Source organism: Cerasicoccus arenae (genome assembly GCF_014651635.1).
Taxonomy (GTDB): domain Bacteria; phylum Verrucomicrobiota; class Verrucomicrobiia; order Opitutales; family Cerasicoccaceae; genus Cerasicoccus; species Cerasicoccus arenae.
Window position 1 is genome coordinate 1 of sequence record NZ_BMXG01000019.1, and the last position, 24,154, is coordinate 24,154.

Sequence of the window (24,154 nt, forward strand, 5' to 3'; positions counted from 1 at the left end):
CCCCCCCCGGTCAGTCCCTAGACCTCCCTCGATTCAAGTCCGAGAAACCAGCTGAGTCCCACAAGTCGGCCACTGCTTAATCAGAGATTCCCGGCAGATTCTTGTTTTTACTGGATTGATTGAGTAAAGCCCCCCCCTAGTGGACGAACAAGCGGACAAAAGCTTTGGTAATATCTGATGTAGCTGGTCCAAGTCTGATAGTAGAGAGCTCAATCACTATCATAGGTTTTCAGCACCGACGTCATCAATCTTCCAGTCTTCGCTCACACCGAGGGATTCAGAATGCATGAGTTGATACGTCGCTTCACTGACACCCATCTCCCGGCCGATCTCGGCGATGGAAACAGTGGTTTTTAAAGTCCTGCGGATTTGCTTGCCGTTGGATTTTACCCACACATAGTAATTTCCCGATGTTTCATGACGATACAGGCATTCAGCAACCATTAGGAACGTGGATTGGTTTGATTTTTACGTGCTTCGGCATGCCCTAAAATCCATCAGATCACACAATCAGGTTACCAAATACCCAATTTCGCCAGTAAGAATCATTCATAAGCATTTATTTGATAAAAACTTGGGGGAGTAGCTCAACGGATAGAGCAGCGGTTTTCTAAACCGTTGGTTGCGGGTTCGATTCCCGCCTTCCCTGCCATTTTGAAATGCTAGTGATTATGCGAGGCAGTTTCTTCAAAACCGATAAGTATGATATAAATTGATTGTAGATTGCTTTCGCAACATGCAACATATCAATATTATTAAATAGGACAAATCACTACTCATTGATTTCACTTCCTTGTTTAGATAATCAGTAACTGTCCACTAATTTTGGGATTTACCTCGATTTTGAAAAATTCCAAAAATGCCATTGACGGCATATCCCAAATACGGAATATGCTACAAACAGAAAACTTATAGTTCATTTGTATAATTATTTAACCACGTGATTCTACCCAAAGCACCATGAACAAAACAAAAGTGTTAATACTTTGCACAGGAAACTCGTGTCGTAGCCATATGGCCGAAGGCATTCTTCGCAATGTAGCTGGCGATATCTTTGAGGTTTACAGTGCTGGTTCACAGCCTGCGGGCTATGTTCATCCAAACGCAATTGCTGCTCTTAAAGAACTTGAAATTGATATTTCAGGCCACACATCCAAGCACCTAGATCAATTTATGAATGCAGGCATTAACACAGTCATCACAGTTTGCGACAACGCTGATGAAAGTTGCCCACTATTCCCCGGTAAAGTTAACCGCTATCACTGGGGATTCGAAGACCCTCCCAAGGCTGTCCGCGACGACGAAACTGAGATGGATGCATTTCGCCGAATTCGCGATCAAATCCAAAAGTCTTTCTTGGCATATGCCGCAGGATATCGCGACGCGCTGAATCAAAAAAATTAATATAAGATGAGCCAAGCATCTATACCAGCATGCACGCCTTGCAGAAAAAAACTAGGATTTTTGGATCGTTTTCTAACACTATGGATATTCCTAGCAATGGCCGTTGGTGTTGGAATTGGCGCATTATGGAATGGTGCTGATGAATTCTTAAACCGCTTTCAAGTTGGAACAACCAATGTGCCCATTGCCATTGGATTGATCCTGATGATGTATCCGCCATTGGCAAAAGTGCGTTACGAGGAAATGCCTCGTGTATTTCGAAATTTAAAGGTGCTCACGCTTTCGCTGGTACAAAACTGGATCATTGGGCCAGTACTAATGTTCGTACTGGCGGTCCTTTTCCTACGGGGCCACCCTGAGTATATGACCGGCGTCATTCTCATTGGTTTAGCACGGTGCATAGCCATGGTAATAGTATGGAACGAGTTGGCTGAAGGAGACAATGAATACGCAGCTGGGCTTGTCGCATTTAATAGTGTCTTCCAAATACTTTTTTTTAGTCTCTATGCGTGGTTTTTCATAACGTGGCTTCCCGTTTTCTTCGGACTTGAAGGAAATGTGGTATCAATCGCGATGAGCGACGTCGCGAAGAGCGTTTTCATTTACTTGGGCATCCCGTTTTTTGGCGGAATGCTAACAAGGTTTGTCGGCTTGAAGCTAAAGGGACGAGACTGGTATGAGAAAGAATTCATTCCACGCATTAGTCCATTAACACTAATCGCCTTGCTCTTTACAATCGTGCTGATGTTCAGCTTCAAGGGAGACCAAATAGTAGAAGTACCACTCGATGTTTTACTCATCGCAATCCCGCTAACGATTTACTTCGCCATCATGTTCATGGTAAGCTTCATGATGGGCAAATGGGTTGGAGCAGATTACCGTCAAAGCGTCACACTAAGTTTCACCGCAGCCAGCAATAACTTTGAACTAGCGATTGCAGTCGCGGTCGCCGTTTTCGGGATTGGCTCAGGCGTCGCCTTTGCCGCAGTAATCGGACCACTTGTCGAAGTCCCAGTAATGATTGCACTGGTTAATGTAGCCTTTTGGTTCCGTAAAAAGCTCTTTCATATTCCGTAATAATTTTCGGCATCCCTGAATCAGCTACATTCAACCGTTTCCACGGTGTAACCTAGTTGCGAAAAGACGACCATCAACAGTGTTGCTAGGTTTCTAATCCCCCCATCGACGGGCAGGGTTGGGCTTATACTACTCAATCTTTTGGCTGAGAAACCAGCCGTGCGAGTTCATCGGGGCTATTCAGGACAAGATAGATCGCCCCATCCGGCCCGCTCGCTACATCTCGAACCCGGCCCCGATCTTCCAGAATAATTTCGTCACGTACTACAGATTCGCCGTCCAGCGTAATAAGATGAAGCTCCTGCTGTCTGAGCGAGCCAACCAACAAACGATTCTTCCACGAAGGGAACGCATCGCCTTCGTAAAAATCAATCCCGCACACTGCGATGGATGGCGTCCAGTAATGAATGGGCTGTTCCATTCCCGGACGTGAGGTTTCGCTGGTGATCGGCGTGCCATTATAATTCATCCCATAAGTGACAATGGGCCAGCCGTAATTAGCACCACGCTGGATCACGTTGAGCTCGTCACCACCACGTGGCCCATGCTCACTCTCCCACAGAACACCTGTTTCCGGATGAAAATCCAACCCTTGTGGATTGCGGTTGCCATAGCTCCAGATCGTTAGAAAGCCATTTTCGACAAAAGGATTATCCGACGGAATCCGTCCGTCGTCATGAATGCGATGGATTTTGCCATTGGGACGGATTGTGTCTTGAGCCTGCTCCTGTTGTCCCCGCTCCCCAATGCTGAAGAATAAATAGCCCTTGTCATCAAAGGCAATGCGGCAACCAAAATGATGACCACGATTCGTGTAGAATTTTTTTGGTGCCTCAAAAATCGTTTCTTGCTCTACCCAATTGTTGCCGGAGATTTTCCCACGCACTATCTTAGTCATTGAAACGTCACCATCCGCATCACTGAAGGCAAGATAAACCCAACCATTCTTGGCGTAATCGGGATGCAACGCGACTTCTAACAGCCCGCCCTGCCCTTTATTAAATACTGCCGGCGTTCTTTTAATCGGTTCGCCAAACTTGCCATTAGCCTCGATGATCCGCAACCCGCCTAGCTTTTCAGTCACTAAAAAACGCCCCTCTGGCAGAAACGCCACCGACCACGGCGTAGCCAATCCCGAAGCGACTTTTTCTAGGCGAAAACGCTCACCCGCCACCGAGTAAACGTTCTTCGTACCAGGCTCCGGCTTAGGCGGCTGCTCAAGTGCGTATTTCTCCCTTTCCTGAATATAGATCACCAGCGCGCGCATTTCGGACTCGGATAACTGCCCTGCGAACCCCGGCATACCGAACTCCGGTTGGCCATTTCTTAAGATATCCATGAGCGTTCGAATACTCCCGTCGCTGCGCCATTCACCGTCGATCAAGGACGCACCAAGACCGCCTTCAAGCTTTTCGCCGTGGCAAACTTGACAATGCTGAGCATAAAGCTCTTCCACTTTTGGCGCACCAAGGCAGCAGCCACTCGACAAAATAAACACAAGCAACAAACGGTTCATGCTGATCGGATAGATCAAAAACGGCACATCCGCAACTCCATCTCGAAAATACCATCGCCGACAGCCAAAATTTCTTGCTGACTGTCTCTTGTGAAAACTGCCGAATCCGCCGACGAATTCCTCGCTTGCTCCGCCGATTTCCAGCTTGGCCAGCTGGACACCGAGCAATCGCATCCACTCACACAACACCTATCTCAGCAGTGCCAGAGCGATCTGCCCGCCGCCATAAACGCGCTCAAAACCGTTGATCAGCAAGCGCTCGCAACGATGAGCCAGCTCACCAGTCCGGCAGCAAATTTAATCGCTGACATTCACACGGTTTTCAACAGTGGTGGACGAATTTTCCTCGCCGGTTGCGGCGCGACGGGACGACTATCCATTGCGCTAGAAACCTTCTGCCGCGAAGGCCTCGTCCCACTAGCTTTCAAAGACAGAGTAATCGGCTTCATGGCCGGAGGCGACGCCGCACTCATTCGCTCCATCGAAGGCTTCGAAGATTTCCCTGAGTACGGTACCCGCCAGCTGCACGAGCTGGGGTTCGGCGCGAACGACCTGCTCATCGCCTCGACCGAGGGCGGCGAAACGCCTTGGGTGATTGGGGTAACCGAAGAAGCCGCACGTATCAGCCGCATGGCCCCTTGGTTCTGCTACTGCAACCCGGACGAGCTTCTTCGCCAACTTGTCGAACGCTCACGCTGCGTTATCGACCACCCAGGCATCCGCAAATGGAACCTTGCCGTCGGCCCAATGGGCATTGCTGGTAGCACGCGCATGCAGGCGAGCACGGTTCTACAGTATGCAATCGGCTTGACGCTCGAGCTTGCTGCGAAAGAAGACTTTGCAACGCAAAGTTTTTCTAATCGGCTGAAGTGTTTTCGCGCAACCGTGGACCGATCGGACTGGAATTTCCTCGTCGAATTCATTGTCCGCGAAAGCGAAATCTATCAAGGAGGCGACCGCACGCTTTACATTACCGACGACTATGGCGTCACCGTACTGACTGACACAACCGAACGCGCACCGACTTTTTCCTTATCAATATTTGAGCGCTATGTTGGCGAGGCAACGACTGAGCCACTCAGCCTGTGCTACCTAACGCTCCCAACCGAACCCGCTGCCGCGTTGGCGTGGCGACGCCTATTGCGTCGCGAACCGCGTTGCCTCACTTGGCCAGAGAACCTGCCCGTGACCCGCCGCGAACAGCTCATGGGCTATGACATTAGTTCCAATGCAGCGCGCCACCGTGCCCAGTCCTGCGGAGAGGCACGTCACCACTGCTTTAGCATTGATCACGTGGATGGTGCCGTGGGCTGGTCACTCGACCGGCTAGCCGCCGAAGCCGTTCCCGCTGGCTTGCCTCTACTGGAAAGCCAGCTCTTACTTAAAATATTACTCAATGCTCACTCCACTTTGGTAATGGGCCGCCTGAGTCGCTATGCCGGTAATCTCATGACCTACGTCAAGCCCAGCAACAACAAGCTTATCGACCGGGCAATCCGTTACATTCAAACTTTGCAATGCGAAGCAGGCGGCACAAAAACTGATTACGCAGTGGTTTGTCGGGAGCTCTATCGCCAACGGGAAACCCTCGCACCCGATGAACCCATCGTGCTCAAGACGCTCAATGCACTCAAGCTGCAGCACGGTTAGGCATAGAAAATGCCTGTTGACGCCAACAGACACTGCAAACTATATCGAAGCTTCTCACCATGTTACTCATTCCTGAACCCAGAACGTTGAAGCCCCTGAATGGTTCCTGCCCCGCAGACATTGAGGCGGAAGTCGCCATTGGGGAGATCAATTTACCCGCTCAAGGCTACCGACTGACCATCGAGAACGGCCAGATCACGATCTCGGCCGCGGATCCTGCGGGCGCATTCTACGCCCAAGAGACCCTCAAACAAATCGCCGAGCTATCCGATGGACCTGGCTTGCCCTGCCTACGAATCGAAGACTGGCCGGACTTCCCGAACCGCGGCTACATGCTCGATATTTCCCGCGACCGCGTCCCGACAATGGCGCACCTTTACCGACTCGTCGATGTGTTGGCAAAGTTACGCTATAACCAGCTACAACTTTATACTGAACACACTTTCGCCTACGCAGGGCATAAACTCGTCTGGGGCCTCGCCTCGCCAATGACACCTCAGGAAATTGAAGACCTCGACGCCTATTGCACCGACCGCTTCATCGAACTCGTCCCCAACCAAAACTCCTTCGGCCATATGGAACGATGGCTGAAGCATCCCGAATATCACCATCTGGCCGAATGTCCCGACGGCTTCACCAACCCCATTACCGGCCCACGCCCCAGCGGCGGCGTGCTGCGCCCCGACGAGCAGAGCCTCCAATTTCTCAACGAACTCTACGACGAACTGCTCCCACATTTTTCCAGCCACAAATTTAATGTCGGAGGGGACGAGCCATGGGAACTCGGCCAAGGTTGGAGCGCACCCCAAGTCCAGAGTGAAGGTAAACATGCCGTCTATGCTCGCTTCCTCAAGCGCATTTGTGAACTGGCGGAAAACCATGACTGCGAACCGATGTGCTGGGCGGATGTTCTACTGGAACATCCAGAGTTCATCAAAGAGCTCCCCGCCAACGTAACCCCCATTCTTTGGGGCTACGAGGCCAAGCATCCCTTTGACCGTGAATGCGAAATTCTCGCCAGCACCGATCATCCTTTTTACGTCGCGCCCGGAGACTCTTCTTGGGGCAGTTTTACTGGCCGTTACCGGAACATGCTGGAGAACATTCGTTCCGCCGCCCGCCACGCATTGCGTCATAAGGCAGTCGGCCTGCTCGTCACGCACTGGGGAGATCATGGCCATCCACAAACTTGGCCGATCTCGATACCTGGTCTTGTCGCAGGTGCCCTCTTTGCATGGCATGGCGACGCCGATAGCAATCTCGATCTAACACCGCAAATCAACCGCATCTTTTTCAAAGGTGAAGATGAGCAGGCGGTTCGCATTCTCTTAGAATTGGGCAATGTTGATCGTATGCTGCCCATCCAGCTAGTAAATCAGAGCTTCCTCTGCACCAGTACCCGTATGCCCATCGACGAACTTCAAGCCAAGCTGGAAGAATGTCCCAAGCAAGCCTTGCAAGATGTCATCAACAAGACCTGGGAATGGAAATCCGCGCTCAGCGCCACTACTCTCCATGTCGAGGACAGTGACTGGATTCGCGATGAGCTCGACCTCGCCATCGACTTGACTCGCTTTGCCGCGCAACGCTGTCTGGCGATAAAAAGCCACCTTGGGCCCATCGAACAATTCCAGCTCAGTCCAACCATTCGCGCCGAGCTAACGTTGCTCATTGGCCATTACGAAAAAATCTGGATCCGTCGTAGCCGCATCGGTGGCCTCAATGAAAGCGCCAGCCGCCTCCGTCAATTACTGTAGCGGCAAATCAAATCCCACCGCAGGATAAACCCAGCCAAGTCATCAGGCTAACTAACATCATTTAGGATAAAAGTCACGAACTGGCTGAAATGTGGACTGTCTACTTAGTCTTTGCGGGTTCAGCCTTCATGAAGGTAAACGGCTTGGCTTCGACGAATTGCTCGGCGGCATTGCCGGAATAGTAATGGCCTCCAGCAATCGGCAGCTTCTTGGGCTTGGCGGTCTTGGAGAAATCCATGTCCTTCAACGGAACCCAAAAAGTATCCGGCGTTGTCGAAGAATCAAAAAAGTAGACCATGTTCGCTTGGTCCGCGACCGTGCGCCAAAGCGTTGAAGCGATATTGGGCTGCCCCGGCGTCACAATACCGAGCGGAACACTCACGCTGCGAATGACTGAAAGCGTCTGACCAACCGCCTGATGAGCATAGGTCTGGTTGGGGACATCAGCGATATAGCTCGAATCCAATTTTTTGGTCACCGCATCCATAAAGAATGAGGCGCGGACATAGCGGTCAGCCGCACTGTTGGTTCCTGGCAGGAATGACATACCACCGATTTTATTCCAATAGGTATCGAGGGCAAGCTGCTGATCGTAGACCGGTGAGTTGGTCATAACCTTGTATTCCTTCCCGTGATGCACCGTCAGCTTACCGTTCAGATATTCGAAGATGGCGGAGTCCCCACTCGGATCAGAAACGGATAGGTGTAGGGTAGCAGCTGAACCATTGGGAAGCTTCGGAGCTACAATGCGTAACGGCTTCTCAGTCAGACCATCGACGACTTCGTTGACGTTGGCATAATTATCAAGGACATATTGCGCCCACAGGCCAATCGACAGGGGTGGATTCTTTGTATCATCTCCATACTCGGCTTCTGCGAGATACAACATATTGGCAACCAGGCCCTTTTCGTTGATCCCATCTGCACTAGCGATATTATAGGCTGAAGCAATCACACTGCCATATTTGGACGTCCAAGTAGGCGAATCCGAGCCAGCATTTCCGTTGCGTTCCATCCCTCTTGGGAATACCCACAGATCAGTCTCCATATCCTGCATCCAGTCCATACTTCGGCCAGTAATCACCGTACCGTCACCACCGACATACATAGCGCGGGTGCAAGCATTGACTAGCGAAGGAGCAAAAATGCTTCCAGTCAGAAAAACTGCGGTGGCAAGGAATGAGATTTTCTTGGCCTGAGAAAACAATTCGCAAATTATCTCGCGAACGCCTCGGCTGAGTGGGGTGTTGAAAATGTGCATATGTATAATATAATTTCGATTTATTAACTTGAATTGTCAATGCTCATTGCCATTAGCGAACGGCTAAAAGCACCAATCTGCGAGGGGTGGTTACTTATTTCAAGTTACCAGTGCCCTGCTTCCTTCAAATTGATTCACCTTAGTGCTCTTATTATATCGTGAGGAAGTGATCAAACACGAGGAATCCGATTTGATCGAGGATCATAGTCGATCTTTATTCAGCAGCTACACTAGCAAGGGATTCCTTATTGACTGGGAAGCCGATATTTAAGGCGTAAGCTTCTTCAGCAAAAAGTTTAGCGATCGAACGTGCTCCCTGCTCGGAAAGATGGCTATTGTCATGCTTTCCCTTAGGGTAAAAATCGCTCTCCCCTGGTTCATAATGCAGGAAAAGTGCCTTAGAACCTTCTTCACCCAAATCATTGAGAAGTTCGCCACTTGATCGATGCAAATCAATCAACGGAACCTCTAAACTGGATGCCACTTCTTTAGTCGCATTTGGATAATTCCCCAAACTACTTTTAGCCATTCCCTCCTTGAAATATCGTCGAAAAATGGATGTTACCAAAATGGGATGTGCTCCACGTGAACGTGTTTCATTAACAAATTTCGCAAGGAATTCCTGATAATCCGTTTCAGAATCCGTGTATACCTTTGGCTTTTTCTTTTTCTGATCGTTATGGCCAAACTGTATGATAACCCAATCACCGGGCTTCAGCACATCCATCACCTTATCCCAACGCCCTTCCGCAATAAAGCTGCGCGTACTACGACCTCCAGCAGCACGGTTCTGAACAGTCACACCTGCCTCGACAAACTCAGCTAATAACTGCCCCCAGCCATGCTCTGGATTGTTTTCTGGATTCGATTTATTGGCCATGGTCGAATCCCCCACCATGTAGATTACCGGTGCCTCCGGTTCTACGACCATATCCTTGTTACCAAAGAGGCCTTTGCACAGGATCAGGCAAAGTAGCAGTCGAAAGTAGAACTTCATCAATGTAGCCTAAATGAGTGAGAGAAGTGCCTACGAACAGAAAATGAGAACCTACTTCTGATAGTAGCCCTTGGACTTGCCAAATTTCAAATTGTTGAAATTCGTGCCTTGGCCATCCCAATCTGCTACTGGATCGACAAAACCGGGATTCAGCTCAGTCGTTTGAAAGAAAAGAGAATCAATCTTCTCAAGTTCACTGCCCTTATCAACGCGGGCTAGGCTTCTGTCACTTGGTGTTGTCACACCTACAATACTGTTCTTAACAATCACTTTCGCTTCGCCTGCAGACTGTTTTTTGGTTTTTTCCAAGCAAATTTGATGGCCGTCATTGTTTAGAATCGTACTATTTTCCACCACAACACTAGCTCGTCCTGTCAGGTAAAGTCCGGATGCACCGCCAGAACCACCACGATGCTTGCTGTATCCAATAAAGCAATTGATCAACTTCGCATCGCCCCAGATTCGAACGTTACGCTTACTGCCAATAGCTACGCAATTTTCCAAAACCGTATCCGATGATTTCAAATCCCATCCACCATCAGTGTGGTCATAAGCGCGGCAATTCAGATAGGTAATATGATGCGTGCCACTTTCGGTCACAAAACCATCTCCATTCCAATACTTGGAACCCTTATCCTGATAGCTGTTTCGTGCTTCACAATTAATAAACGTGATGTGATGGTCATCGGCAGGACTATTACCCTTTTTGCGGTACTCACCAGGAACAAAGAATGCCATGTGAAACGGGTCATTGGAATACTCTTTACCACCGGCATCAGCGAAAACATTTTCGACTTTCACATTATAGTTACCGTTCTGCAAACGCACTGCCGACTTGGTAAATCCGATGAACTTCGAATCGGTAATTTCAATGTCGTGAGAATTATTTTCCGCACCTTCATTCAAGCCACCACCCTCGAGGAAAATTCCAATTCGACAATCATGTACAGTGAAGTTTGAAAATGCCAAGTCCACATTGAGACCACGGGAATAAACGACTCCCTTGTAGTTGTTCACTCGAAAACCATCAAACTCAAGGTGCGATGCCCCGCTATCAATGGTAATAAATGTGGAACCTTTGGATGGGTTTTCCTTAACGAATGAACTCTTCATCAACGGAAGTCCATCACCCGTATCGACTCCGCGGAATGACAAACGATTCCCCTCACTACCGCTCTGCCCAATACGCATAGCGAATGAATCGTAGACACCGCTACCAAAGAGTATGGCATCGCCTGGTTGCATGTTTTCAATAAAACCTCCAACGACCTCACGTGATCCCGCAGCGGCATTTTCCCAAGAGGAGCCATCGGCCAGCCCGGCACTTTTCGGCAAGACGTGATAGTCTGCTGCAAACAGTGAATTAGCCATTAAGGCCGCTGCTACGGATAACAAGCTGAATGAGATTTTTTTCATTAATTTGGGTATTACAGGGTTATAAATTAAACATTAATCACCTAATCTATTCGGAAATGAGCGGGTGGTGGCCGACCAAAAGAATCGTTATTCTCTATCGTCTATAGCGCCGCTGCTGAAACATTGCTTTCCACGGCCTTTGATTCACCGAAGTATGGCATAGCCATCAGCTCTTCCTCAATCGATAGAATCTGAGTCTTCATAATTCCTGGTGAATAGAGGGAACGTTGATCCGAAATACCGGCTGCCATCATCGCCTTTTCCAAGGAACTATTAGCCTTCTTCAAATCAGCAATACTCTCTGCTACATTAAAGCGGCCGGGCGACGTCGGAGCGGGAGGCCAGCGCGAATCTGAAACATAAGCCGAGGTGACTTCCTTACGGGCCTGATCCAAAATTGCCCCCGCTTTCGAAACGGGTTCAATCACTTCTTGCAGACGCAATACGCCTTGGTAAACTGCTTGGCAGGTTGGATCCAATACACGAGCATGCGAAGTGTTCAACCAAGCGCGCGCAGTACCGCCATGCCAAGCACATCCGCGTTCAATGGTATTGATTTGGCCGTTGGAGATTTCAATTGCCTCACTTTGATCTATAATTTCGGACGGAGTGGCGAATTCGTAACCGCATTCAGACGCGAGATTAAGCAAATGTGCAAAGCGTGTCACACTTTCTGGCTCATGTTCGAAGAAACGAGCATAGCCAAACTGTTTGACATAGAAATAGGCGCTTGTACCGATATATTCAGCGTCTTCAGCGTAAGGAATCAGGAAATTCCCAGAATCTTCAGCCCGTGTTTTCCAGTCACCGAGTAAGTCTGAAATCTCTGACAGCGAAACTGGATCTTTACGGTTACCTTCAGTCGCCCCCATCAAATACCAGAGCATTGGATTCGCGAAGAAATCTACACGGAACAACATTTTCAGCCCCGATGACGTCTTGGAAACATTCGTCAGGTAACGATAATACTCCGGCTTGTCCTTGATGTACTCAGCGATACGGAAAAGCTTGGTTTTATTGCTGTGTCCACGCACATCATAATCCAATCCAGTTGCTTCACGGATTTCAGGAAAGCTCAGGAAGAAAGAATCACCATCCATAACCAGAGAGTCGAAACCGGCTTCCTGAAAAATTTCCGGGAGGAAATCAGCCCAGCTACATTCAGGGTTCCATCCTAAGCGAGGACGATGTCCCGTGTAGCGCTCCCAGGCATCCAGCCCATCCTTCAAGCTGGCAACTCCCATCTCGGGACTTAGGTTCGCCAACATAATATGAGTAAATGGTGACCCCACACCTTCAACTTTTCCAGCATCCATCAACGCCTTCAGTTTGGCCAGAACCTTAGGGCGAGTATCCGCCATTATTTTCAGGGTTTCACCCGAAGCCTCGAAGCCAATCTTCGCATCCGTTTGTTCAACCAAATCAAACAGCGGCTCATAAGACTGATCGATCACCCATGGTCGACGAGATGGCTCAAGCTGGCTGTATTGAAGATTTCCGTGAGGTAAAAATAAAATCCGTGGCTTCATTTGATAAGTAAGTAATTGATTTAGGGATGAAACTGTGGCCCAACTAAAATCACTAATCGTAAGTTAATTGATCGGGAGTTGAGACCGGATGAATGCAGAATTAAATGTAACCTGTCGCCTAAATAGCGTGGGACAAAGCATCCATTAATTTAACCTATTAAACTAATTGTCCTTGGCTGATAACATCTTTGTATTCAGCGATTAAAAGTAAATTCGCTTAACGTCAATTTGACCCGATACACCTTGCTCATTAGTGATAAACACCAAGGCAGATCGACCAGCCCGTAATGTCCATCCTGCAGAATAAACAATGCGCGCACTGTCCGCTTCTTCACTCACCTGCATTGCCATGGCAACATCAAGGCCATCAGCCTTCGAGGGGTCAGACAGCACGGTTGCCGAGTCACGAGAATCGACTTTGAATTCATTTTTCCCAAAACGCACATACACCGGATAGCTCGCTAGATTAAAGAATCGATAGGAGCCCTTTTTTATTTCTGCTGGAGAATAGTCTAAAGGCAGTATGCGGTATGGATCGTAGCCGGGCCTCGAATCAGGGATAAAAAGAAGGAGGCGCGGACTCCTTGTCATTGGATTATACCTCGCGATCGTTTCTTTTATTGGTATACCTTGCGCGTCTTTACCGTTGTATTTATAAAAGACCAATGGAACTGGCCCAAAGTAATCAAAAGTATTGGACGGTGAACCATTAGGTACAAAGAATTTAACTTCTTCGCCACTTGCATTCTGGAAATACAAATCCTGAATCGTGCGCTTCCAACTGAGCGTTGAAAACTGCAGACTTACATTTTCCGCAGGATCTGAGCCTTGCCCAAAAAGCGACCCAGCCATCAGCATACAGGAAATCACGATTAAATATTTACCACTAAACTTCATGAATTTTTAAATTTCGTCTGATTCCAACCAACGGAATGAAACAACTTCAAAACGGCGACCATAGGTGCTGGATGGCTGAATTAACTCATCCATTTCGGAAGCATCCTGGGCAACTCCAGGCATTGCCTCTGGAGTGCGCTGCACCTTTGCTTCGCACCACACCTGACTGGTAACTTCCTTGGTTATCGGATTTATTACGTCGCCATAGGCTCGAATCGTGAATGTATCTGAGCGAACGGTCAGGAAAGAACCGATCTGTTGAAGGATATCTCCCTGCAATACATAGCCTGGAAAACCCATATTAGATCGATCGGTTGATGATAAATTTTCAGGCAGGAAATTCCTGAAATCTCTAAATGCCGTAACCGCCTCACCTGCCACATTTGGGTTGTTTATTACATTAACTGCCAACGAAGTGTCTCCACCCAGACTCGGATCGTCTAATGCCGCCTGTAACGCCCCTTTCTTGCTAAACTCATCCGTGCTTAGTCGACGATTCACAAAAGACGCCAAACTAAGAAATGGACCTCTCGCCCTAACTTGCTCAACGATGGACTCCGCAAGATCGTCCAACTCCGCAGAAGTCAGTAGACGATACCCCTTCCAAAATTCGGCTTCCGTTGCCTCATCGCTAGCCTTGAAACCTCTACTGTAGGGCCGACTAACTCTTGAGAAAGCAACATCGCTTTCAGTAACAATTTCATTAGTTCCTGACGGATCATATACGGGGAAGCGCAAATTTTGGCTACTAGCTAAAACTGCTTTCCAGGCTTCCACTGAAGTCGAGTTCACGTTAAACGCACCATTAATCCACATTTCGGAAGCAGGCCGATAGATCGCAGACTTAAAATTCTCATCAGCTATGTCTTCTACAACAATCCGATTGTAACGGTCGGAATCAGAAATATCAGAAGTAATAAATTCCATTCGAGGATTCAGGATATGGTCCGAAAGACTTACCCCTGGGTCATCCAACGTCGCTGCCAGAGTTTCCCGCCCTTCAGCTGTTCTCGGAATCTCAAGCGTGGAAAAGAAAAATCCATCCCAAATCCGTTCATTCGCCAAATAAGGCACATCAAAATATGTTAACCCCGATACGTTATCAAAATTAGTTACCCGAGTCTGATCCATGGGGATTCTCAAATTAGCGTAAGAATTACCAACAATGTAAGTTGGATCAAATTGATAGCGGCCCAAATTCGCATGTTGAAGCTGACCTAAAGACATTAAGCGGCCCCGTGGACGTTCAAAGAGCACGACGCTCGCTTGCCCAGTCGACTCAATACTGTTCCCCCAGTAACCATACTTTACGCCATTATCGGGATCCGTATAACTCTCCGGCTCTTGCTCATTTTGTCCCAGAGACTCGACATCATAGAGACTCAAGTAGCGGCTTTTTCCATTACCACCGTCCCACCTGGAATTGCTAAAGATCGCTCTATAGTTATTATCGATTAAGTTTCGCAATGAGTCTGTTTCTGACTCAAAACCGCCCATCCGCTCAGTCGTTCTCAAAGAAAAAACAAGAGTTTCGAACGAATCCTGAAGCCCCGCTGCCGTCATCGACACAAAACTCGTTTTAAAATTATCAGGCTGATCATTACTATCGGCCTCCCAAAGATCCACGATATTGTTGTAAGACTGGCCTGCTGCCGACGAGTTAGTCCAGCTCCTCATTATGCCAAAGTTTTCGTATTCGATTTTGATAGTAATCGGAGCATCCACCGCAATGGCCTGCCTAAGCCACTCTTTTTCTTCCGTCGATATCCCCCATTTGGCATGCCAACTGGGTTCTTTCACGCCTGAAGCCCGAGCTTCTGCAAGGGAAACTGCCCCACTTGTAGAGGCTGGATCTGGAGTATTAGTTTCATCGACTTTATCGAGAGGAAATCTCAACCCACCAACTGCCGTCCAATTTGGCTTAACATAGTCTGCGTTTGCCCCCGAATTACTCTCCACTTTACCAAAAGGAGAACCGATAAATGCCTCATGAACTAGGGTGCCTGGCCCGATATTAAAACTTCCAAGGGAAACTTTTAAAGTCCCCTGCTTATTTGCGTTATGTAGCTCTGCTTGATAAAATTCCACAACCTTTGTTCCGTCGACAAAGAAAAGTTCTAGTGTAATTTTCGGGCTCAATGTCGAAACAAAGCCAAAGTCATTCGCCCCCATATTTGTGTTATAAGGATTATATAAAGTGTAAACTGGCTTAAACGTTATTACAGGAACTTTCGCGCCGTCCATTCCGGGTACCAACTCGAATGCATATGTAAGACGAATTTGAGCAACTACCGGGGTTATCAAACTGGAGGCTTGGTAGTTGTCACCATTTGTGTAGCTAGTCTCTGAAGTATATTGATAAGGTAAACCAGAACTAACATATGGATCAGATTTCCTCGTCCCATTATGCCAATGTGGCGTAAACATTGCCTCTTCACTCGACTTCCCATCAACCTTCTTGTACGCACCCCGAAAATTAAGGTAATCGTCTTTCAGTTTACTCCAACTCGAGGCTGGCCAATAATGCTGATAATAATCGCGCAAAATTGCCCAATTAGGACTGCCGCTAACAACGACAGGGTCTGCCACAAAATTGTAAGGCTCAGGAGTCGTTGGATCGGCTGCAGCCTCATCCGAAGCCTCTTGGTTTGTAAACGCTTGATCTTGGAAATGTTCTTCAAATGAAGTGTAAATTTCAAAGGCCTGCGTCAAATCGCGCTTCAGCGCCCCATCCTTTACATCCACCAGTAATCCCTTTGACCATGCCGTTAAATCATGGAATCGAGCGCGCCGTATGGCACTGAGATCCTCTACATCATCAGACTTCCAGTTAATGTAACCAGAAGACAAATCCATAATGCGGTCTAACCATAAATCATCGGGTGAAAACTTATCTAGGCCGGCAACCGCGCCCACACCGGTTCGGTTTGCAATTTGGAATGAGCGATTCAGCGTTTTAGGATCATTGCTCGTCGAGGCATCGGTATCCACCACATTCACCAAGGCCTTTGAGTTATCGCCACTGACCCAATAGGCGTAGTGCCCGCTTTCTCCAACACCTTCAACCACGACTTTCTTCACTCGTACAGCCTCTACATCATAGTCTTCTGCAGCACCTGCCAATATTACTGAATCGTTTTCTACCAAAGCCTTCAGAGGGGTAAGGTAATCAGGATTATCTGGGGCAACTCCCTCGTTCCCACTAACGATCCAGTAAGCCTGCGCAATTTTCTGCTCAGCCGTCAGGGAATCCCAGTCCTGATAGTCTTGCGCCTGCTTAACGGTGTCATCTGCATTTTTCGAGTTCCAGATACCCAACCAATAAGGCTGCTCTAGCTGGCTCGCATTCAAGCCACCGGGTTCTAGGAAAATATCCGACCGCGCGGTAACGCGGGCATCAGGGCCAGCGATTTTTTGCAGTTCACCCAAAGCAGTCAACATACCCATGTACGCATTCTGGCGGGCCAACAAGAGGTTCTTAGAATGTGTCGTAGAGGCTAATTCGACCTGCAATAAGGTCGAAATAGAAATAATCAATAGGAGCATGAAACCCATCAAGACAAGAGCGACAATCAGCGCAAAGCCTCGCTTATCCGTGCACCTAGTGCTAGAGATACCGGATTGCTTCAATGGATTTCGTTTTGGGTTTGCCTGCGAGTAAAGCGACATATTAATGATTGAAAACTGGGGACTGATTTTATCAGAAATTCGCCGTTGGGGGTTGCTATCACATAATGACAGAAAATATTTCGATGCGCGTTTCAGGGTAATATTCTTTAAATCGACGCTCTCGGACCTATCATTAGGAATTATCGATACTATCATCGAATCCATCGCCGGATTCGACTCTGGAGTAAGTTAAGCTATTAAACCCGTGTCGAGCCCCCCCCCCGCCTCCCCTGACACGTCAGGATATTTCCAGGTCTTTTTTAGACGGGTCGCTTGGACTCATTAATCAAGTCCTTGAATGACACACGCGACGGGTGATCCTCCGGCAAATGAAGGAGGATTTCACGGTAACGGTCGACAATCGGGTCGGCCTCACTGAGAAGTTTTAGAGCCTCATTGTTACCATTCATTTCCAGACGATCTTTGAAATCAGCTGGTGAAATATAATCGACAGGCCGACCGGGCTGATAGCGCTCCGCGTCATCCTTGTCATCCGGCTCAACCACGCTCAAAAACCCAATTTTAACTAGGGTTCGAATCGTGTGGTTGAGCGTATGGACTGGCACCCGGATACGCTCGCTTAAGTCGTCTGCTGAAAGCGGTGCCTCGCAGTTCTCAAAACGACGAGCAATCAGGGCCAACGTGGTAACCGCAAGCAGCTCTTGTGCGCGCCGACTGGTGTTATCCCACGCCCGCTGATGAGTCAGGCGATTAACGTTTTGAATGGCATAAGTTATTTGCCCGCCCAACAACAGGAACGTCCAAAAAACGAATAGACCAAACAATAACACCGGTAGTATGCCAACAGCACCGAAAAGGCTTTTTTGACGAACCACAAAGCCAATGTAGAAAAAGCTCAAATACTGGTTTAGGTAAAGCAAGCAAGCGACCACCATTGCGCCACGCAGCGCCGGAATCCAATGCACATTGGCATTTGGGATAAACCGGTTAAAGGACGCCAACAAAAATACCGTGATGAAGAAGATAAGAAACGGCGTAAAGACGATAAACATCGACCGAAAATAATCCCCATACGGAACCGTATCGAAGAATTGCGACACCTTACTGTACACCCCGAGCGTCACTAGGGTCACGCTGACTACCGCACCCAGCGAAATAACCGCCCAATAAAAAACCACCTGCTGGACGAAATTACGCCCCTGCTGCACGCCCCAAATCGTATTGAACGTCTTCTCAATCGTAGACAGCAGCTGTATGCTGATCACAATCAGAACAATTGAGCCGATGACGCCTACCGTGCCCGAACGCGAATTTTCAACTAAGGTATCAATCGTCTTTTCCAGGTCGCTTTCGACTTCTTGCTGGTCGACCGTCTCCATCTCCTTGGGTTCACCAGGCTTGGCATCATCTTCAGGCACCTTGGCTTCGAGTTCATCTGACTGCTTGGCAGACGGAACCACGTAGTAAACCGCATCCGTTAAGGTGTCTGCGAGGCGGTCTCGCCCATCCTCGGGCACCACAAAACCAGACACCATGATCGCTATTGCGATCAGCGGCCCCAACGCAATAAGTGTGTAATAGCTGAGGGCGGCGGCATGACTGGGAATCCGATTAGTACGGATACCATCAACCGTCAGAGCCATAACCCGAAGGAACCCGAAAAACTTTGCCCGTAGCGAGCGCTCCTCAAGGTGGCCAGTATGCCAGATCTCGCTACGCATCAACTCGGGAAATGCGCTCACTTCCTCCTGTGCGCGACTCCACCAGCGTTTGGGATTAGACGGTTGCGTACCCATACAAGAAGCAGCCATAGCTGGCCGCATAAAAATACATCAACCGAGCACGGTCATCACCGCAACGGCCCCCATACCCACGATGCCCAGCACCGCACAAGCAATCATGGCATAAAGGTTCAGGGTGATCGTACAGAACCAAGCGGCGAATGAACTAACCGCAACAGCGATCATCATGGTCTGATCTCCCCATGACCAGAAAATGTAAGTAAAATAGCCGAACCCGAGCATCATTCGAAAGCGGATCAGCGGAAAAGCGTCAGTCACTGACAAAATGCAGCAGAGCGTCAGAAAAAGGTCCGCAACACCAACAACAAGCAGTGGATGGGAAATGAGTAATCCATAATCGCCATCTTCTTGAATAGTCGAAATCACCGCAACATTTGGCCAAATGTCCACGATAGCCGCCATAAGCATGATAACGGCTAGCGCAGGCAGTGAAATTGCGGCAGCAGTTTCTGCGGCACGATGCTTTTTCTTGAGGTGACGAGTCTCATCAGTGTTGCCTTCTGCGGCTGCAAGCATCTGGTCGACCTTCAGCTCCGGCAAGTGTTCGTCATCGTGATTCAGTGAATCCTCGCTAATGTCCTTAGGACGTAGACTAAGCGGTTTTTGAACAGGGTTTACTGCCAAACGGATTTCTTCACACTCCATGAGCGGTAGCCAGTCTTCCCGATCCTCATCGTAATAGAGGGTGGTTTCGCTCGCTTTGCCAGCCTCGATCAAGTCCGCTATACGGCCAACATCATAAGGTCCTTTCGCTTCTTCTGAGCCTGGCTCCTGAATGTAGTACTCACCCATGTGTGCTAGCGAATTTTTCTGATTATGCCTTTGCGAGCAAGCTTAAAGCGGAAAATCAGCACAATCATTACATCCCGTAAAAATCCCGTAAATCGTTGCTATAGCGATTGTTCTCCCATGTCACCACCCCAACGCAATTTCTGGCGTAAAATGGTAAAATAGGAATAACTACGGGGCAGTAGCAGCGGTAACTCACCCCGTGAGATATGAATTTGAAGCGGGAAAATTTCCTGTCCGTTGAAGCGTTGAGCACCATCGAGCGTGACCTGTGCCTTGGCATTCTCCATAACACTCACCTTAAGCACACTGTCACGGGTCAGTACCAGACTCCGGTTACTTAGGCTATGCGGGCAAATCGGAGTCATCACAAGCACCTCCGCGCCGGGCATAATGATTGGGCCGCCAGCAGACAGATTATAGGCCGTGGAGCCAGTCGGCGTGCTGAAAATCAGACCGTCGCTATAATACTCAGTCACTAACGTGCCTGCGCACCAGACCTGTAAGCCAATCAAGCGGCGCCCATCCGCGCTTTTGATTACGGCGTCGTTGAGCCCGAGCGCATGCTGGTCATCCGCCGTAGTGCAGTGCAGTACTGAGCGTTTCTGGATGTCGAACTCGCCCTGTAATACTGCCACGAAATGCTCGCGAATCGAAGCAGGGGAATACGTTGCCAAAAAACCCAGCTTCCCCTGATTCACCCCGAATACCGGTACACCGGAGCGCATGGACTCTGGAGCGGTGGAAAGTATCGTTCCGTCGCCCCCAAGCACACAACAGGCATCCGCCCCATCGAGGTAGCCCTCGGCAATCGGGTAATCGCTGCTACGGGTCGACTCCACCCCATGCTCGGCGCACACGCCCTCGAGAAAATCCGCCAACTCGCCAGCGAGTGGCTTCTCGCGGTTGATCACGAATGCGATGCGGGAGAGCATAAAGGGAAAGATAAAATCAAAGTTTCATCTTGGACAATTGCTTAATGGCGCGAGCGCGCAGGCGGAGCCCCTGCAAACGGATAAAGCCGCTGGCATCGTCGGGGTTGTAGTCGCTGGCAACACCTTCCATAGAGGCGATTTTGTCGTCGTATAGTGAAAGATCACTCTTGCGACCCACAGTGATGACGTTTCCCTTGTAAAGCTTCAGGCGAGCGACGCCGCACACATGCTTTTGGCTGTCGTCAAAGAAAGCCTGCAACGCTTCACGCTCGGGCGCATACCAGAATCCGTAGTAGACCAGCTCGGCGTATTTTGGCACGAGGCTGTCGCGCAAATGCATAAGATCGCGGTCCATCGTAATGCTCTCCACCTGACGATGACCCTGCATGAGAATCGTGCCGCCGGGGGTTTCATAAACGCCACGGCTCTTCATGCCGACAAAGCGGTTTTCCACCAGATCCACTCGGCCAATGCCATGCTTACCCGCGAGCTTATTGAGTGTCTTAAGAACTTGGGCGGGGTTCATTTCCTCGCCATTGACCGCGATACAATCGCCGCGTTCGTAGGTAAGCTCGACATATTCTGGCTCATTGGGCGCATCCTGAGGATCCACGCTCAACTTGAACATTTTCTTGTTCTCCGGCGTGGTCGGATCGAACCATGGATCTTCGAGAATACCAGCTTCGTAGGAAATATGCAGGAGGTTGCGGTCCATCGAGTAAGGCTTGGAAGCGCTGGCCTCAACGTTAACGCCATTTGCGGCACACCAATCGATCATTTCCGTACGGCCAGGGAAGGCGTCGCGGAAGATCTGCATGCGCCACGGTGAGATAATTTGCAGCTCGGGCGCAAGTGCGGCGTAAGTCAGCTCAAAACGAACCTGGTCATTGCCTTTACCGGTCGCCCCGTGAGCAACGGCGTTGCAGCCTTCCTGCTCAGCAATTTCGATCTGTGCCTTGGCAATCAACGGACGTGCAATGGACGTCCCGAGGTAATACTGGCCTTCGTAAATGGCGTTGGCGCGCATCATCGGATAGATGAAGTCGCTCGCGAACTCCTCAACGAGATCCAGCGTGTAGTGCTTGGACGCGCCTGTAGCGATGGCCTTTTCCTCTAGGCCATCAAGCTCTTCTTCCTGACCCACGTCAGCAGCGAAAGTGACGATTTCGGCGTCGTAATGATTCTTAAGCCAGCGCACCAGCACCGACGTGTCCAAACCTCCAGAATATGCGAGAACGATTTTCATAGCTTTAAAGTGTCGGACTTAAACGAGAGACCGCCTCGCCGCCAAGGATAAAGCGCAACGGAACATAGATGGTGGCATTTCCACTCTTGACATCCCATTAAATCACTTAAAATCAGTCTTACCTCATTTCAAATTAATTATGAAGTACTTACTCGGTTTCGGCTTAATCGGCGTCGGCTTGTATCTGACCCAATCGTCTTTTGAAAAATCAACCGACGGAGGCGGCGTCTTATTTTACGGCCTCATTTTCGTGGGTGCCATTACGGTGATCAAGGAATGGATCAGTTGATCAGCGGTCCTCGATAAGCTTGGCCGAGTCTTTCGACTTTGCCAGCTCTCGATATTCGGCCTGCACGACATCTGGGCCGAACTGGCGCTCCAGTCGTCGCATGATGAAGTGGCCCAAGGCCAAATCTTGGTAAAAACCCGTAAAGTAGGTATTGACGATGGCACCGCCGACCGCGCCAATCGCTGGCACCATAATCGCAGCCGCCTTTTCAGTGACGGTCAGGCTAAAACGCTCAGCCACTTTCGCGATAAAACGAGTCAACGCGGGTGATCCAACGTCCAACACACCGTTTTGCGCAGCATATTGAGCGGCCTCAGTAACGCGCTGGGCCAGCAGACCCCGGATCGCGAGGTAGCTGGCGTCAGACGATTCTTTTTTGCCACTCTTGGATTTATTACCGAGCGCAAAGACTTCGATACAGGCCAAGCGGGCTTCAGCATTGCGCAAGTCTTCCCCTTGGCTCCGGGCAACATCCGCGATGGAGCGCAGCATAATCGTGGTAGAAATCGGCAGTTCAACCGGCAATGAAGCCCACCCAAAAGCACCCCCAATCCCCCCCGTAGTCGCTGTGGCGAACTTATGAATGAGATTACTGCTCGTGCTAATTCGATCTTTTTCCAGAGTGAGCAATGCCACTTCCAGGGCGGCACGGAGAGCCTTGTCCGTCGCACTAACAATAACGCCGTTTGCCTTGTCCGGCAGCATTTCGAGTCCTTTTTCAATCGGCGCGCCGAGCAAATTAACCAACTGCGTAGCGAAGCTCGTGCGCTCCAAAATGCGGTGCGCCATCTGGATATCAAGATGGTCCTGTTCACTCCATACGGGCGGATCAATGAGCGGCGGAAACTTGGTCATAATGCTGCAATATTAACAATAAACGCGCCCGAGGCGAGCCAGTTGATACGATTGCTCGCCCTTCAAAGACCAGACCACGCGCTGGTTTGTTCCAGAGCTACTCTCCCTTCACCCCGCTAGCCAAGACGGTCTCGAAGCCAGGATCTCCCTGTTCATGGGCAACCACGTTAACCTTGACCGTGCTAAAACCGGTGTCCTTGAGCCAGCGATAAAGCTGATTTTCCGAAAAGCCCAGCCAGCGATCAGCGTAAAGCTCGTGCGCTTTCTCAAACTGATGCTCCTTGAGGTCCAGAACCACGAGCGTGCCCCCCGGCTTCAATATGCGATACGCCTCAGCGATGGCCTTGGCGGGCTTTTCCGCATGATGCAATGCCTGACTCAGTAAAGCTAATTCGACACTGCCGTCTTCCAAAGGAACGTTTTCGATGTCGCCCAATTTATAATGCAGATTCTCGATGCCGTTCTTGGCCGCAAGCTCAACCCCGACCTCGACCATCCGAGGTGAATTATCGATGCAGAAAACTTGCTCGGCGCGCTGGGCGAGCAATTGGGAAAGTACACCCTCCCCTGCCCCAAGGTCAGCAATCTTGATGTACGGAGTCAAATGCAGCAGGAAATGGCCAATGGCCTCCCAAGAACGGCCCGGACAATAATTGCGCCCAAGACGACCAGCGACCTGATTAAAATAATCCTCAGAAGCGCGGCGACGCCGGTCGAGCACCCGCTCTAGGTTTTTTTCGTCTTCACGAAACTCAGGCTCCTCACGAGCAGCTTCATATGCTGCGTCAATTAACCTCACCGTGGGCGGCGCAACGGAGTCGCTGAGCGAGTAGAAGGTCTTCTTACCTTCCTTCCGGTCATCCAGCAGCCCGCCCTGACGCAGCAACGCCAAATGCGAGGAGATCCGCGATTGCCCCATAGCAAGCAGCTCCTGCAACTCTGCCACCGACAGCTCTTCGCGGCGCAGTAGTTGGATAAGCCGCAGGCGCGTCGCATCGGCGAGTAGCTTGAGAGTGTCCCAGGAAGCCATGGTCAGGTGTTTATCGTTTATTCACGCAGATTAAAGTCCAAAAATGCGCCGCATGACGCATCCATGAAAAAACC

At 49.5% G+C, this 24,154-nt stretch carries 19 protein-coding genes and 1 tRNA gene; 6 read left to right on the forward strand and 14 right to left on the reverse strand.

The genetic code is table 11. The features are described from left to right. Nucleotides 1-219: 219 nt before the first annotated feature. Nucleotides 220-444 (reverse strand): hypothetical protein, encoded by a 225-nt coding sequence (locus IE065_RS13675; protein ID WP_189516036.1) that lies wholly within the window; start codon nt 442-444, stop codon nt 220-222. A 132-nt stretch (nt 445-576) separates the two neighbouring features. On the opposite strand from IE065_RS13675, the gene IE065_RS13680 reads away from it, so the two are divergent. The 3 genes from IE065_RS13680 (at nt 577) to arsB (ending at nt 2,481) form a co-directional block, all read left to right on the forward strand. Beyond that, nucleotides 577-652 (forward strand) — tRNA-Arg (locus IE065_RS13680). A gap of 308 nt (nt 653-960) precedes the next feature. Beyond that, on the forward strand, nt 961-1,404 hold the full coding sequence (locus IE065_RS13685; RefSeq protein WP_189516038.1) for an arsenate reductase ArsC: 444 nt from the start codon (nt 961-963) through the stop codon (nt 1,402-1,404). 6 nt (nt 1,405-1,410) lie between these two features. After that, complete coding sequence (gene arsB, locus IE065_RS13690; protein ID WP_189516040.1) at nt 1,411-2,481, forward strand: ACR3 family arsenite efflux transporter; 1,071 nt, start codon at nt 1,411-1,413, stop codon at nt 2,479-2,481. A gap of 133 nt (nt 2,482-2,614) precedes the next feature. On the opposite strand, the gene IE065_RS13695 is transcribed toward arsB, so the two are convergent. Continuing rightward, nucleotides 2,615-3,997: a PQQ-dependent sugar dehydrogenase gene (locus IE065_RS13695; RefSeq protein WP_189516042.1), complete on the reverse strand. Its 1,383-nt coding sequence runs from the start codon at nt 3,995-3,997 to the stop codon at nt 2,615-2,617. A 90-nt stretch (nt 3,998-4,087) separates the two neighbouring features. On the opposite strand from IE065_RS13695, the gene IE065_RS13700 reads away from it, so the two are divergent. Both IE065_RS13700 and IE065_RS13705 read left to right on the forward strand, forming a co-directional pair. Further along, entirely contained in the window at nt 4,088-5,647 is a 1,560-nt protein-coding gene (locus IE065_RS13700; protein ID WP_189516044.1) for an N-acetylmuramic acid 6-phosphate etherase family protein, read from the forward strand. A gap of 59 nt (nt 5,648-5,706) precedes the next feature. Further along, nucleotides 5,707-7,404: a beta-N-acetylhexosaminidase gene (locus IE065_RS13705; protein WP_189516046.1), complete on the forward strand. Its 1,698-nt coding sequence runs from the start codon at nt 5,707-5,709 to the stop codon at nt 7,402-7,404. Nucleotides 7,405-7,504: 100 nt separating this feature from the next. On the opposite strand, the gene IE065_RS13710 is transcribed toward IE065_RS13705, so the two are convergent. From IE065_RS13710 to IE065_RS13755, 10 genes are all read right to left on the reverse strand, one after another. Next, a complete protein-coding gene (locus IE065_RS13710) occupies nt 7,505-8,665 on the reverse strand; it encodes a linear amide C-N hydrolase (protein ID WP_189516048.1) in 1,161 nt (386 codons plus the stop codon). 214 nt (nt 8,666-8,879) lie between these two features. Beyond that, entirely contained in the window at nt 8,880-9,662 is a 783-nt protein-coding gene (locus IE065_RS13715; protein WP_200163343.1) for a rhamnogalacturonan acetylesterase, read from the reverse strand. Between the two features lie 51 nt (nt 9,663-9,713). Beyond that, nucleotides 9,714-11,078, reverse strand: a complete 1,365-nt coding sequence (locus IE065_RS13720; protein ID WP_189516050.1) for a right-handed parallel beta-helix repeat-containing protein — start codon at nt 11,076-11,078, stop codon at nt 9,714-9,716. Nucleotides 11,079-11,179: 101 nt separating this feature from the next. Continuing rightward, complete coding sequence (locus IE065_RS13725; protein WP_189516052.1) at nt 11,180-12,607, reverse strand: polysaccharide deacetylase family protein; 1,428 nt, start codon at nt 12,605-12,607, stop codon at nt 11,180-11,182. A gap of 201 nt (nt 12,608-12,808) precedes the next feature. After that, entirely contained in the window at nt 12,809-13,504 is a 696-nt protein-coding gene (locus IE065_RS13730; RefSeq protein WP_189516054.1) for a hypothetical protein, read from the reverse strand. Between the two features lie 6 nt (nt 13,505-13,510). Continuing rightward, nucleotides 13,511-17,329: a hypothetical protein gene (locus IE065_RS13735; RefSeq protein WP_194500045.1), complete on the reverse strand. Its 3,819-nt coding sequence runs from the start codon at nt 17,327-17,329 to the stop codon at nt 13,511-13,513. Between the two features lie 104 nt (nt 17,330-17,433). Then, nucleotides 17,434-18,945 (reverse strand): YihY/virulence factor BrkB family protein, encoded by a 1,512-nt coding sequence (locus IE065_RS13740; RefSeq protein ID WP_229792123.1) that lies wholly within the window; start codon nt 18,943-18,945, stop codon nt 17,434-17,436. 21 nt (nt 18,946-18,966) lie between these two features. Next, a complete protein-coding gene (locus IE065_RS13745; protein ID WP_189516060.1) occupies nt 18,967-19,728 on the reverse strand; it encodes a hypothetical protein in 762 nt (253 codons plus the stop codon). Between the two features lie 98 nt (nt 19,729-19,826). Next, complete coding sequence (locus tag IE065_RS13750; RefSeq protein WP_189516062.1) at nt 19,827-20,660, reverse strand: NAD(+)/NADH kinase; 834 nt, start codon at nt 20,658-20,660, stop codon at nt 19,827-19,829. A gap of 16 nt (nt 20,661-20,676) precedes the next feature. Next, the gene (locus IE065_RS13755; protein WP_189516064.1) at nt 20,677-21,906 is read right to left on the reverse strand and encodes an argininosuccinate synthase; all 1,230 of its coding nucleotides are present in this window, start codon (nt 21,904-21,906) and stop codon (nt 20,677-20,679) included. Nucleotides 21,907-22,045: 139 nt separating this feature from the next. On the opposite strand from IE065_RS13755, the gene IE065_RS13760 reads away from it, so the two are divergent. Then, entirely contained in the window at nt 22,046-22,195 is a 150-nt protein-coding gene (locus IE065_RS13760) for a hypothetical protein (RefSeq protein WP_189516066.1), read from the forward strand. Here the strand turns inward: IE065_RS13760 and IE065_RS13765 are convergent, their stop codons facing one another. Both IE065_RS13765 and IE065_RS13770 read right to left on the reverse strand, forming a co-directional pair. Next, complete coding sequence (locus IE065_RS13765; RefSeq protein WP_189516068.1) at nt 22,196-23,050, reverse strand: EcsC family protein; 855 nt, start codon at nt 23,048-23,050, stop codon at nt 22,196-22,198. A gap of 97 nt (nt 23,051-23,147) precedes the next feature. Then, nucleotides 23,148-24,080: an ArsR/SmtB family transcription factor gene (locus tag IE065_RS13770; protein WP_189516070.1), complete on the reverse strand. Its 933-nt coding sequence runs from the start codon at nt 24,078-24,080 to the stop codon at nt 23,148-23,150. Between the last annotated feature and the right edge of the window lie 74 nt (nt 24,081-24,154).

Excerpts from the sequence above, each read along its gene's own strand:
- arsB (WP_189516040.1), top strand. The coding sequence starts at position 1,411 with ATGAGCCAAGCATCTATACCAGCATGCACGCCTTGCAGAAAAAAACTA.
- IE065_RS13735 (WP_194500045.1), bottom strand. The coding sequence starts at position 17,329 with ATGATAGTATCGATAATTCCTAATGATAGGTCCGAGAGCGTCGATTTA.
- IE065_RS13770 (WP_189516070.1), bottom strand. The coding sequence starts at position 24,080 with ATGGCTTCCTGGGACACTCTCAAGCTACTCGCCGATGCGACGCGCCTG.
- IE065_RS13745 (WP_189516060.1), bottom strand. The coding sequence starts at position 19,728 with ATGGGTGAGTACTACATTCAGGAGCCAGGCTCAGAAGAAGCGAAAGGA.
- IE065_RS13765 (WP_189516068.1), bottom strand. The coding sequence starts at position 23,050 with ATGACCAAGTTTCCGCCGCTCATTGATCCGCCCGTATGGAGTGAACAG.
- IE065_RS13725 (WP_189516052.1), bottom strand. The coding sequence starts at position 12,607 with ATGAAGCCACGGATTTTATTTTTACCTCACGGAAATCTTCAATACAGC.
- IE065_RS13685 (WP_189516038.1), top strand. The coding sequence starts at position 961 with ATGAACAAAACAAAAGTGTTAATACTTTGCACAGGAAACTCGTGTCGT.
- IE065_RS13715 (WP_200163343.1), bottom strand. The coding sequence starts at position 9,662 with ATGAAGTTCTACTTTCGACTGCTACTTTGCCTGATCCTGTGCAAAGGC.
- IE065_RS13760 (WP_189516066.1), top strand. The coding sequence starts at position 22,046 with ATGAAGTACTTACTCGGTTTCGGCTTAATCGGCGTCGGCTTGTATCTG.
- IE065_RS13730 (WP_189516054.1), bottom strand. The coding sequence starts at position 13,504 with ATGAAGTTTAGTGGTAAATATTTAATCGTGATTTCCTGTATGCTGATG.
- IE065_RS13740 (WP_229792123.1), bottom strand. The coding sequence starts at position 18,945 with ATGGCTGCTTCTTGTATGGGTACGCAACCGTCTAATCCCAAACGCTGG.
- IE065_RS13705 (WP_189516046.1), top strand. The coding sequence starts at position 5,707 with ATGTTACTCATTCCTGAACCCAGAACGTTGAAGCCCCTGAATGGTTCC.
- IE065_RS13710 (WP_189516048.1), bottom strand. The coding sequence starts at position 8,665 with ATGCACATTTTCAACACCCCACTCAGCCGAGGCGTTCGCGAGATAATT.
- IE065_RS13695 (WP_189516042.1), bottom strand. The coding sequence starts at position 3,997 with ATGAACCGTTTGTTGCTTGTGTTTATTTTGTCGAGTGGCTGCTGCCTT.
- IE065_RS13720 (WP_189516050.1), bottom strand. The coding sequence starts at position 11,078 with ATGAAAAAAATCTCATTCAGCTTGTTATCCGTAGCAGCGGCCTTAATG.
- IE065_RS13750 (WP_189516062.1), bottom strand. The coding sequence starts at position 20,660 with ATGCTCTCCCGCATCGCATTCGTGATCAACCGCGAGAAGCCACTCGCT.
- IE065_RS13755 (WP_189516064.1), bottom strand. The coding sequence starts at position 21,906 with ATGAAAATCGTTCTCGCATATTCTGGAGGTTTGGACACGTCGGTGCTG.
- IE065_RS13675 (WP_189516036.1), bottom strand. The coding sequence starts at position 444 with ATGGTTGCTGAATGCCTGTATCGTCATGAAACATCGGGAAATTACTAT.